Here is an 11,874-nt window from a genome sequence, read left to right on the forward strand (position 1 = left end):
ATGCGTCCTCCCTTTTATCAAGATGATTTAAACACCTGTAAATTTCTGCTCGGCAGCGGTTTGCCCATTTTTTCTTCTATCCATTTGGCCGCAGATAGCAGTTTTTCTAGCTTTACATTTGTTTTGATATCCATCTGTTCAAGCATGTACACGATATCCTCAGTTGCGGCGTTTCCTGATGAACCTGGCGCATATGGGCATCCACCAAGCCCGCCTGCCGAGCCGTCGAACACCGTGATGCCCATTTGGAGTGCTGTGACCATGTTGGCAAGAGCGGTTCCTCTCGTATCATGAAAATGCAGGGCAATTTGATTAGCCGGGAATCGTGCCAAAAGAGCTTCAAGTACAGTTTCCACTTGGGCGGGATTAGCCGCTCCAATCGTATCTCCAAGCGACAATTCAGAAATCCCAAATTCAAATAGAGCTTCTGAAAGGCGAATGACTTGTTCAATGGGGACATCTTTTTCGTACGGACAGCCGAAAACAGTCGAGAGGTAGGCTCTTGTTGTGAGGTTTGCTTTTTGTGCGTCGTTGTTTACTTGTTTGAGTATATGAAGGGATTCAGAAGTGGATTTATTGATGTTTTTTCTGTTGTGCGTCTCGCTGGCGGACATAAAAACGCAAGCCTCGTTAATGCCTCCTTCAAGCGCATTCTCCAGTCCTCTTTGATTCGGGACAAGTGCCGCGTACGTTACCCCTTTTAAACGGTCGATGCCTTTTGCTACGTCGATAGCATCTCGAAGCGCCGGAATCCATTTCGGGTGAACGAAGGATGTGATTTCAATATACGAAAGCCCTGTCCGGGAAAGCTGGTTGATCCAGGTTATTTTATCCTCTGTTGCGATCCATACGGGCTCGTTTTGTAAGCCGTCACGCGGGCCGACTTCTTTGATTGTCACTTTTTTAGGATATGACATGGTCTTCCTCCAAATTATTGAGTGGAATCGCTCAGTTCGAGCAGTACGTCTCCTTCATTTACAAAGTCGCCTTCATTTTTTTTGACTTCTTTTACGATTCCGCTTCTATCTGCAACGATCGGGATTTCCATTTTCATCGATTCCAAAATGGCTACCTCCTGGCCCTTTTCGATTTGGTCGCCGGCTTTGACGTGGACTTTCCACAGGTTTCCTGCCATTTGTATGCTAACCGTCATGACAACTGCCTCCTTTATAGGTGTTGTTTCAAAAAGTCAGTCGTGACATCCCCTTCTTTAAATGCCTTTGTTGCCGCAGCCTGTATGAGAAGCGGAAGATTTGTTTTGATTCCCTCTACACGATAGTCGCGGAGCGCTGTCTCCAGTTTTTCAATTGCTTCTGTTCTGGTTTGGCCTTTGACAATCATCTTAGCGATCATCGGGTCATAAAAAGGGGTAACGGTGATGTCTTTTGCTACCGCACATTCGTGTCTGACTCCTTTTTGGTCAGGAAGTGAAAACGCAGTGATCGTACCCGGTGACGGGAAGAAGGTCTTGGGATCTTCCGCGTATATTCGAACCTCTATCGCATGCCCGTTCCGTTGGATGTCTTTTTGGGAGAATGTGAGTGTATGGCCCGCAGCAATCCGCAGCTGCTGCTCAACTAAGTCCAGGCCTGTTATTTCTTCAGTCACGGGGTGTTCAACTTGCAGTCTCGTATTCATTTCGAGGAAATAAAAATTTTGCTTCTGGTCAACTATAAATTCGATGGTGCCTGCGTTCGTATAGCCAATTGCCTTCGCTGCTTTTACCGCTGTTTGCCCGATCTTCATTCTTAGTTCATCGTCTACAAATGGAGACGGTGCTTCTTCAATGACTTTTTGGTGGCGCCTCTGAACAGAGCAATCACGTTCAAACAGATGTACTGTATGGCCGTGTTGATCGGCCAAAAGCTGAACCTCGATGTGACGCGCATGTTCAATAACTTTTTCTATATACATCGACCCGTCACCGAAAAAATCTGATGCGCGCTTTTTGTTCCCCTCGTACGCTTTTTTTAATGCTTCTTCATTTTCAACACGCTGCATTCCGATGCCCCCTCCGCCCGCTGAAGCTTTCAGCATGACAGGATAGCCGATTTGACCTGCGGTGCGGCAGGCTGCCTCTATATCTCCGAGGGATTCAGAAACGCCCGGCACCACAGGAACACCTGCAGCCTCCATTGCTTTTCGCGCTTCAATTTTGCTGCCCATCTTTGCGATGATATCAGGGGAAGGTCCGATAAACACGATGTTTTCTTGCTTGCAGCGTTCAGCGAATCGGCTGTTTTCTGATAACAATCCATATCCAGGGTGGATCGCGTCGGCATTTGCTTTTTTCGCCGTCTTTATGATTCTCTCTATATTTAAATAACTTTCACTGACTCTCGATTCCCCGATCAAATAAGCCTCTGTAGCGGCTTTTGTATGGAGCGTGTCCTTGTCTGCTTCTGAATAAACCGCGACCGTTTTAATGCCGAGACGGCTGCATGTTCGGATAATTCTCATTGCAATTTCTCCGCGGTTGGCGATCAGTACTTTTGTAAACATGATTTCACCTCATTGACTTGATGATAGGTTGAACATTTCAATCGTTTTTTCTCGCAGTTTATATTTTTGAATTTTGCCTGAGGCCGTCATCGGATAGTCATCCGTAAAAATAACATAACGCGGAATTTTGTGGCGGGCGATTTTCCCTTTGCAATAGTCTTTAAGCCCATCAGGTGAAACGCTTTTACCGTCTTTCAGTTTAATCCAGGCTGCAGCTTCCTCCCCGAATTTGGCGTCAGGCACACCAACGACCTGTACATCTAAAACAGCGGGATGCCGGTATAAAAATTCTTCAATTTCCCGCGGATAAATGTTCTCGCCGCCTCTGATGAGCATATCTTTTAATCTTCCGGTGATGCGGCAGTACCCGTCTTCATCCATGACAGCAAGATCTCCGGTAAACAGCCATCCGTCATGATTGATTGCTTTTCTGGTCGCTTCTTTGTCTTTATAATAGCCTTTCATGACGTGATAGCCACGGGTGCACAGCTCTCCCTGCATGCCTCTTTGAATTTCTTGACATGTCCCGGGTTCTACAATTTTCACTTCAGTATGTGGCAGGGCACGGCCGGTTGTTTCGACTCTTCTTATGAAGGAATCATTTGCTCTCGTTTGCGTAATGACTGGCGAGGCTTCGGTTTGTCCATAGGCGATCGTAATGTCTTTCATGCCCATCCTTTCAATCACAGCTTTCATCACTTCACTTGGGCAGGGAGAGCCGGCCATGATTCCTGTTCGGAGCGTCGATAGATCATATGCATCAAAATCCGGATGATGCAGCTCGGCGATAAACATGGTAGGCACACCATGGAGCGCTGTGCATTTCTCTTTTTCTACCGTTTTAAGGACGGTAACGGGATCAAATTCTTGCACGGGTATCATGGCTGCCCCGACGGATACACATGCCAAAACCCCAAGCACGCATCCAAAGCAGTGAAAAAACGGAACCGGGATGCACATGCGGTCTTGAGAGGTTAAAACCATACATTCAGCGATATTGGCAGCGTTATTGATGACATTAAAATGGGTCAGCATCACGCCTTTCGGAAACCCTGTCGTTCCTGATGTGTATTGCATATTAATCACATCGTCTTTATCCAGGCTGTTCATTCTTTCTTCCAGCTCAGCATCTGTCACTGTTTTCGCCAATATCGTTGTATCGTCCCAATGATACATGCCAGGCAACCGTTTATTGCCAATATAGATCAGCGTTTTTAAAAAGGGATAACGTTCAGATTTCAGTTGGCCGGGCTTTGCTTCTTGCAGTTCTGGAATTAAACTGTTCACGATGTCTGGATAAGAAGTGCCCCTGTATGAATCCATGATAATAAGCGCGGCGGCATCCGATTGCTTTAACAAGTAGTCCAGTTCGTGTGCTTGATAATTGGTATTGACGGTTACGAGCACGGCTCCGATCTTCGCAGTTGCGAACTGGACGGCAAGCCATTCAGGGATATTAGAAGCCCATATGGCGACGTGGTCTCCTTTTCCAATCCCCATCCGCATAAGACCTTTAGCGGTTTGACGGCACAGACTGTCAAATTGAGCATACGTATAGCGGATATTTCGGTCTGGATACACAACAGCGTCTCGATCAGGATACGCATCAGCTGTTTGTTCCAGCAGCCTGCCGATTGTGGAATGGATGAGTTCAGCCATTCATTGTTCCTCCTTTCTTAATGATAGGAAAGCGTTTACATTTTTATTTTAAAAGCTGTCTGGCGATCACGAGACGCTGAATTTCAGATGTGCCTTCACCGATTTCCATTAATTTTGCGTCCCGCAGCATCCGTTCCACCCCATACTCTTTCATATAGCCTGAACCTCCATGGATTTGAATGGCTTGATTGCAAGCTCTTGTCGCCATTTCAGATGCGAATAGCTTGGCGTACGCCGCTTCTTTGGTGAACGGGTGGTTATGGTCTTTCAGCCAGGCGGCTTTTAACACCATTTGCCGTGCCAGATCAATTTCCATCGCCATGTCAGCAAGCTTAAATTGAATCGCTTGAAAGGAAGAAATCGGCTGTCCAAACTGCTTTCGTTCTTTCGCATATGCCAATGATGCGTCAAGGGCCGCTTGGGCAATGCCGACTGCAAGAGCAGCGATGGAGATTCGCCCTCCGTCCAGCGTATATAGAAACTGTTTAAACCCTTTTGTTGGATCGCCAAGTAAGTTGGCCGCAGGCACTCTTACATCCTCAAGCAAAATTTCCGCTGTATTCGAACCGCGGACGCCCATTTTATCGTACGGGCTCGTAATCGTAAGTCCTGGTGTGTCAGTTGGCACGATTAATGCGGAGATGATGTTTTTTCCGTCTTTGTTTTTGCCTGTTACGGCGGTTACAATAACTGTGCGTGCGTAGCTTGCATTAGTGATCCAGCACTTTTCGCCGTTGATTACATACTCGTCACCATTTGAAATCGCTTTTGTTTGAGTGCCTCCTGCATCTGAGCCGGCATTTGGCTCCGTCAGGCCGAATGATCCGAGTGCTGTGCCTGAAGCCAGCGGCGTCAAATGCGTCTGTTTTTGCTCTTCTGTTCCGAAGTAGTAAAGAGGGCTTGCGCCTAGCGAGACCGCTGCAGCATAGCTTAATCCAGTACTGCCGCAGGCTTTGCCGACTTCTTCAACCGCTAAGGCATATGAAATCGTATCACCGCCAGATCCGCCGTATTCTTCTGGAAATGGAATACCCATCAGACCGAGTTCACCCATTTTTTTAAATGTTTGCATCGGGAACTCGCCTGTTTGATCTACATGTTCAGCGTGAGGAGCAATTTCTTTTTTCGCAAAATCTTTTACCATTTCACGCACCATTTGTTGTTCTTTTGTCAGCTCAAAATTCACATCGTTTCCTCCTTCACATCTTTGTAACATCCTATTAGGCGAGTTCTATAATCATTCCCTGACAAGAAAAGTCTGAAAATTAAAACTGAATCATTTTTTTGATAATTTCAGCGGAATGAGCAAATACATGCAGTAGGCGCATACCATCCATATCTCAAACGCAATAACTTGGCCCTTTGATAAAGCCGGGAAGATGATAGAGAAAGAACACAAGGCATAAAACAAGAGCGGTGCCCGCTTCCAAGAGAAGAAAGTTCGTCAAAAAGGCTTCTTCAGCCGGATCAGTCAACACAGCATCTCCGGACAGCACAAAAAATAATGTGGCACCTAACCAGACTAGAAATGAAAACGTAAAACACGTCCTGTACGTGTTTCTCTTCGATTTTATTTAGTACTAGTTTCTCAGATTCCAATAATGGAAAATGTCCAAACACCGCCTACAGCGGTTTACCATCGTTTCCTGTCTCCAAAATCACTTTTAAAAAAAGACGACTTAGAAAGCCGTCCTTCTCATTTCTTATTTTGTTGTTCGTTTGGAAGCCTTGCTTTCGTTATGAAGCCGGTCTGCTGAAGTGACATAATACGTATATTTCTTGTTAGGATCTGCCGTGTTATCTAAGAAGGTTTGCTGCTCATGTGTTTTTCTTTGCGTTGCCAGCAATGTTCTCTGCTTTTTCCCTTCGGCTCTGTATATCGCATAATAGGCTGTTTCTTTCGTTTTTTGATTTGATGGGTGATCTTTAATCTGCAGAAGATTGCCGTTTTTGTCTTCGGTGACTTTCGTAAGCTTCGGTTTTTTTGGGGCGGTATTGTCAAGCCAAGGCATTTGCGGAACCAGTGCCGGCTTGCTGTAAAGATCGGTGCTGAGCCTGTCTTTGATGCCAAGCGGATTTTTGTTGAGGTCCTTGAGGCTGAAATGCATGCTTCCTTTCACCAGTTCAAGCTGGCGGTTCAAAGTGATTTGCCGCACATATTCCTCAGGATCGGACCAAAGCGGATCAAAATTGTTATTGATTTTATATGCTGCCTGGCCAATATATAAGTGAACAGGCCTATTTTTGACTTCATTGCTCCACCAATCAGCCAGCACGTCGTAAGCCGCTGCGTTAAAGCCGATACTCCAATAAATTTGCGGAGCAATATAATCGATGTCGCCTTCTTGGATCCAATGTCTTGTGTCTGCATATAGATCGTCATAATTTCTGACGCCTGCTTTTGTATTCGATCCGGTCGGGTCATCTGCGGCGTTTCTCCATACTCCAAAGGGACTGATGCCGAATTTGACATACGGTTTTGCAGCTTTAATTGTTTGGTTGATTTGTTTGACAAGCTGGTTCACATTGTCCCGCCGCCAGTCATCGATATAAGAAAAAGCGCCTTTTCCGTATTGTTCATACTGTGCTTGATCAGGAAATTCCTGTCCTGCTATTTTATAAGGGTAAAAATAATCATCCATATGAACAGCATCGATATCATAATGTTTTACGACTTCTTCAATGCCTTTGACGATAAAATCTCTCGCTTCTGGAATGCCTGGATGATAATACAGCTGGTTTCCGTAGGCGGCAACCCAATCTGGATGTTTTCTTGCCGGGTGACTCTCAGACAATTTATTAAGATCTGTATGATTCATTGTAATACGGTAAGGGCTAAACCACGCGTGAAATTCCAAATTTCGTTTATGGGTTTCTTCAATCATAAATGCAAGAGGATCATAGCCCGGGTCCTTCCCTTGGACACCGGTTAAGTATTCCGACCAAGGCCCGTAAGCTGACGGATAAAAGGCATCAGCCGTCGGTTTAATCTGAACAATAACGGCATTCATTCCCATTTTCTGCACATCGTCCAGCAGTTTGATATACTCCTGTTTTTGCTCTTTCACAGATAACCCTTTTTTGGACGGCCAATCAATATTTAATACGGAAGCAATCCATACGGCTCTCAGCTCCCTGTCAGACTGCGCATTGGCCATAAACGGAACGGAAATGACAAACGTTCCGATGATCAAGCTGACAAGGAAACGGACAATCGACTTTTGGCAAACCTTCATTCTGTTTCTTCTCCCCCATTACATCACTTTCACTATTCGCTATTACGGTATTCCCGGGCTATAAAAGGGTGATTAACAGAATGTCTATCTCACTAAATAAACGAAAAAAGTCCTAAAGCATGTTGTGAACCGCTTTTAGGACTTTTTATCATTAATCATGGTTTGCAGACTTTTTAACACGTCAATAAGTTTTACGCCGACACCGACAGCCGTTTCAAGGATCGCTTGTGCTCCGGCAATGGCTAAAATAAAGATCAGCGGTATTGCAATACGAGGCAAAAAAAGATAGCCAAGTCCAATCAAGATGGCACACCAAACACCGGCACACCAGTAGCAATTGAGCATGTATCCAAAGTTAGAAGCCGGCACGCTTTTTTCATCTACATGCCCGTTTTGATCAACAATCCTTTTCTTTTTCATAAAAGGTTTTCGGATAAATTCTGTGATTTTGTCGAATACAATCAAATGTGTCAGCCTGTAACTGGCTAGAATCAGCATGATAAACGTAAGAAAAGATAAATGATCCATGACAAGCCTCCAAGAAAAAGGATGATGTTATCATTCCCTAGTGTCATCGATCCATTCTTTGATACAAAAAGAAGCGGACAGAGAATGCCTCTGTCCGCGAATCCGCTCTATTGTTTGTGCGGGATTGCTTTATTTGAAGTGATCTTTTCTAAAATGTCAAGGATGATGTCAGCATTCTTTTCAGCATATGTTCCTTCCAGCATGTCTTTATGAGCGCCAAAACCCGAGTACTCACTATAGTTTCCACAGGCGCCTTCCCATTTCGTTAAGCCTGTATTCTCGCTGGTTTCGGGGTGGATTCCAGCTTCGATGAAATGGATGCTTGCTTTGATGTGCCCTTCATTCAGCAATTGTGCCCAATATGCCTGATAGTTTCTTTTCTTCTTCATCACCTTTTCTCTGACTGCTTCAGGCAGATATGCTGCAGATTCGTCATTCCCGGTATCGATAGGCAAAGGCTGTTCTTTTAGATAAGCGTCCACGATAATGAAGTCGCTGACTTCTAATCCTTTGCGCTCCATAGCCTGTGCCACTTCAAAAGCCAGGTTTCCGCCTGCAGAGTAGCCTAATAAAACGTATGGGCCCTCAGGCTGTATGTCCCTCATGCAATTAACATATTGTTCAATGCGGGTGTCTTGTTCAATAAAGTGAAATCCGTATACGGCTGCCTTCTCATTCAGTAATAAAGCAAGGTCTTTAAAATAAATGCCAAATCCTGATATCGGCGGGAAGCAGAAAAGATTTTGCGCGCCGTACTGGTTCAGTTTGATCACATGCTGTTCATCTGCCGCTGTCAGCTGTTTAGAATAAAGTTTTTCGGCAAGCTGAGCAATTGTCGGATGTTCGAACAAGAAATCAATCGGTATGTCAATGTTCTGCTGATGTTTTAGTGTATGTATGACTTGCAGTGCTTTTAGTGAATGTCCGCCAATAGCAAAGAAGTCATCATCAATACTGATTGTGTTAACACCGAGGACTTGCTTCCAAATGTTCGCTAATTCTTCTTCAACCAAGTTTCTTGGCAATATGATGTTCTGTCGTTTGGCAGGCTTATTTTCTGGAATAGGCAGCGCGCTGCGGTCTATTTTTCCGTTTCCGGTAAGCGGCATCCGCTCCACACGCACCCAGTGCTGCGGGATCATATAGTCTGGAAGCACACGCGCCAAATCGGCGCGAAAATCCGTATCTGTTTTTTTGTGATCACCGACGTAATGAGTGTACAGCTGCGCCTCTCCATCTTTTTCTCTCAATGTCACTGCTGCTTCTTGAACGCCTTCCATTTCTAACAGACGCGCTTCTATTTCTGCAGGCTCAATTCGTTTTCCGCGGATTTTCATTTGCCTGTCAATTCTGCTGATGTATTCTAAGTTTCCATCAGGCAGCCAGCGCGCCAAATCACCGGTACGGTATATTCTTTCTCCAGGCAAGAAAGGATGAGGAGAAAAAACAGCATTTGTCAGGTCATCTTTGTTCAAATAGCCTTTAGCGACCCCATCACCGCCAACACAAAGCTCGCCGGGAACGCCTATTGGCAAAAGACGTCCTTTTGTATCTAAGATGTAAGCGGTGCTATTGCTGATTGGTTTTCCAATCGGAATCGGCCCAGCATAGTCTCTCTTCATTTCAAAAAAGGTTGAAAATGTCGTGTTTTCCGTAGGCCCGTAAATATTATGAAGCGCGAGATCTGGACAGGCGTGTCTGACAGCATTCATCAGGGCAGGAGAGAGTGCTTCTCCTCCGACATATAACGTATGGAGCCCGCGAAACATGTCAGCTCGTACCTGTGCCAGCTGATTAAAAAGAGCTGTCGTTAAAAATAGCACTGTGATGTCATTTTCAAGCAAATACGCTCCAAACCGATCAGGTGTCAGTATTGTCGATTTATCAATGATATGAAGGCTTGCGCCATTTAAAAGTGCCCCGAACATTTCAAAGGTGACGGCGTCAAAGCTGATAGATCCAGTCATAATAAACCGGTCATCACCGGACGCAGACGTGTAATTGCTGTTTCTGACAAGGGACACGACATTGCGATTCGTGATCATGACCCCTTTCGGCCGGCCTGTTGATCCTGAGGTATACATGATATATGCAAGATCGTCTGGACTGGAGATGGTGTTGATAGGAAAATGGTTCTCTCCCATCAATGCCTGCGCATCTGCAATCATACATGTTCCTGAGAACGTAGCATTTTTCTCCAGCCCCTTTTGAACAATCAGCATTTTTGCTTGCGTTTCCTCAAGCATAAAGCTGACTCGTTCGGGCGGAAGCTCCGCATCAAGCGGGAGGTATGCTCCCCCTGCTTTTAATACGGCAAGCACACTGATCATGAATTCAGGAGAATGTGCAGCCAATATTCCGGCTGTCTCGTTTTTCCGAAATCCCTTTTGAATTAACTCTCTGGCGAGCGCATTAGAGCGTTTATCAAGCTCTTCATACGAAATAGACATATTGCCATACACAAGTGCGGTATGGTCTGGCGTCTTTTCTGCTTGTTCGCGAAATAAATCGATAATTGTATGATTCTTTGGATACTCCGTTTTTGTATTGTTGAACTGTGTGACAATCTGCTCTTTTTCTGTTGCATCAAGAAAAGAAAAATCAGCAATTGGCGTATGAGGGTGCTGTGCAGCTGTGCTAAGCGCTTGCGTAAATTGCCTCTTGATACAGCTGATCCAGGCAGCGTCGTAAATGAACGCATTATAGCTGAATTTGATGATCAGTTCTTCGCCGGGAGCAACGACAAGATTAAAGTTATATCCTGATTGCTCGGATACTTGAACTTGAGAGATTTGCAGCGGTGAATCGGTTTGATCAGCGGAATCGGCGATTTTCTGCTGTAACGGATAGTTTTCAAAGACGATAATGTGATCAATCAGTTCCTGTTTTAATGCGGTGTTTGCCTGAATATCAAATAAAGGCTGGCAGGTAAACGGCTCAGCTTCCAACATTTCTTTCTGGCATCGTATGAGCAGTTCTTGAAACGTTTCGTCTTGATGTGTTTTAATTCGAATTGGTATGGTATTGATAAACAACCCTATCATTTGCTCCACGCCCGGGATTTCTGACGGTCTTCCTGATACAACTGCGCCAAACACAACGTCGTCTGTGCGGTTATATTGCTGCAGCATCACACCCCAGACCGCCTGAATTAGGGTAGCGAGCGTGACGCCGTGTTGTTTGGCTGTCTCTATCAGCTTGTCTGTCAGTGGTTTATTTAATGAAAATATGAAATCTTCACGGTGATAACCTTCTTTTGTTTCTTTATCTGACACACGAGGCAGAGGTGATGGAGTGCTGTAGTTTTTTAAATAGGTATCCCAGTACGCCGCTGCTTTTTCTTTGTCTCGGTTTTTCAGCCAAGAAATATAGGTGCTGTACGGACGGACAGGGTCTAATGAAAGCGGTTTTCCTGCATGAATCGATTGATAAATTTGCATAAATTCCTGCATAACAATACCTAGGCACCATCCGTCCATTAAAATATGATGGTGACTCCAGATACAGACATGCTCATCTTTAGCTGTCTTGAATAGAGAAATCCGCATCAGCATGTCTTTTTGCAGATCAAAGCCTTTTTGCTTGTCCTTCTCCTTAAAGCGTTCAATATACTCATTCTGGTCGTTTGTTGGCAGATGAGAAATGTCTTCGCTGTACAAATGGAATTCACGTTCTGTCATCACGACTTGCCGAGGTCCCGACAAATGCGGGACGTGCGGCAAAAAAACGGTTCTGAAAATATCATGGCGGTCGATAATGGCTTGTATGCTGTGCTGGAACCAGTCATAACTGAGGCTTCCTTTAATGGTGAAGAGCGACTGCTCAACATACGCCCCCTCCTCTTTACGGAGGAAGGAATGAAACAGCATCCCCTCCTGCATGTGACTCAGAGGATAAATGTTCTTGATTTTTTTAATGTTATCCATAGTGTCTGCACCTTTCTTCACGG

At 45.0% G+C, this 11,874-nt stretch carries 9 protein-coding genes and 1 pseudogene; all 10 read right to left on the reverse strand.

The genetic code is table 11. The features are described from left to right. Positions 1 to 17: 17 nt before the first annotated feature. The 10 genes and pseudogenes from ldeG to ppsE all read right to left on the reverse strand — a co-directional run bounded on the left by ldeG (position 18) and on the right by ppsE (position 11,872). Entirely contained in the window at positions 18 to 917 is a 900-nt protein-coding gene (ldeG, locus tag NYE56_RS09330; protein WP_038827842.1) for a hydroxymethylglutaryl-CoA lyase, read from the reverse strand. Between the two features lie 14 nt (positions 918 to 931). Continuing rightward, complete coding sequence (locus NYE56_RS09335) at positions 932 to 1,153, reverse strand: acetyl-CoA carboxylase biotin carboxyl carrier protein subunit (protein WP_014476962.1); 222 nt, start codon at positions 1,151 to 1,153, stop codon at positions 932 to 934. Between the two features lie 14 nt (positions 1,154 to 1,167). Continuing rightward, entirely contained in the window at positions 1,168 to 2,502 is a 1,335-nt protein-coding gene (locus tag NYE56_RS09340) for an acetyl-CoA carboxylase biotin carboxylase subunit (RefSeq protein ID WP_341283764.1), read from the reverse strand. 9 nt (positions 2,503 to 2,511) lie between these two features. Next, complete coding sequence (locus NYE56_RS09345) at positions 2,512 to 4,161, reverse strand: AMP-binding protein (RefSeq protein WP_341283765.1); 1,650 nt, start codon at positions 4,159 to 4,161, stop codon at positions 2,512 to 2,514. A 43-nt stretch (positions 4,162 to 4,204) separates the two neighbouring features. Next, positions 4,205 to 5,347 carry an acyl-CoA dehydrogenase gene (locus NYE56_RS09350; protein WP_021479787.1) on the reverse strand — a complete coding sequence of 381 codons (1,143 nt, stop codon included), beginning with the start codon at positions 5,345 to 5,347 and terminating at the stop codon, positions 4,205 to 4,207. Between the two features lie 90 nt (positions 5,348 to 5,437). Continuing rightward, positions 5,438 to 5,639: pseudogene (locus NYE56_RS09355) on the reverse strand (hypothetical protein). Next, positions 5,629 to 5,781, reverse strand: coding sequence for a hypothetical protein (locus NYE56_RS09360; protein WP_124073266.1), 153 nt, complete (start codon positions 5,779 to 5,781; stop codon positions 5,629 to 5,631). Before NYE56_RS09360 ends, NYE56_RS09355 begins: the two are co-directional and overlap by 11 nt. An 83-nt stretch (positions 5,782 to 5,864) precedes the next feature. Continuing rightward, complete coding sequence (locus tag NYE56_RS09365; RefSeq protein ID WP_341283766.1) at positions 5,865 to 7,397, reverse strand: glycoside hydrolase family 10 protein; 1,533 nt, start codon at positions 7,395 to 7,397, stop codon at positions 5,865 to 5,867. Between the two features lie 135 nt (positions 7,398 to 7,532). Next, positions 7,533 to 7,925, reverse strand: coding sequence for a DUF1360 domain-containing protein (locus NYE56_RS09370; protein WP_014479963.1), 393 nt, complete (start codon positions 7,923 to 7,925; stop codon positions 7,533 to 7,535). Positions 7,926 to 8,032: 107 nt separating this feature from the next. Then, complete coding sequence (gene ppsE, locus NYE56_RS09375) at positions 8,033 to 11,872, reverse strand: plipastatin non-ribosomal peptide synthetase PpsE (protein ID WP_341284391.1); 3,840 nt, start codon at positions 11,870 to 11,872, stop codon at positions 8,033 to 8,035. Between the last annotated feature and the right edge of the window lie 2 nt (positions 11,873 to 11,874).

This window comes from Bacillus sp. FSL R5-0603, assembly GCF_038050295.1.
GTDB classification, from domain to species: domain Bacteria; phylum Bacillota; class Bacilli; order Bacillales; family Bacillaceae; genus Bacillus; species Bacillus subtilis.

Excerpts from the sequence above, each read along its gene's own strand:
- ldeG (WP_038827842.1), bottom strand. The coding sequence starts at position 917 with ATGTCATATCCTAAAAAAGTGACAATCAAAGAAGTCGGCCCGCGTGAC.
- NYE56_RS09335 (WP_014476962.1), bottom strand. The coding sequence starts at position 1,153 with ATGACGGTTAGCATACAAATGGCAGGAAACCTGTGGAAAGTCCACGTC.
- NYE56_RS09340 (WP_341283764.1), bottom strand. The coding sequence starts at position 2,502 with ATGTTTACAAAAGTACTGATCGCCAACCGCGGAGAAATTGCAATGAGA.
- NYE56_RS09345 (WP_341283765.1), bottom strand. The coding sequence starts at position 4,161 with ATGGCTGAACTCATCCATTCCACAATCGGCAGGCTGCTGGAACAAACA.
- NYE56_RS09365 (WP_341283766.1), bottom strand. The coding sequence starts at position 7,397 with ATGAAGGTTTGCCAAAAGTCGATTGTCCGTTTCCTTGTCAGCTTGATC.
- NYE56_RS09370 (WP_014479963.1), bottom strand. The coding sequence starts at position 7,925 with ATGGATCATTTATCTTTTCTTACGTTTATCATGCTGATTCTAGCCAGT.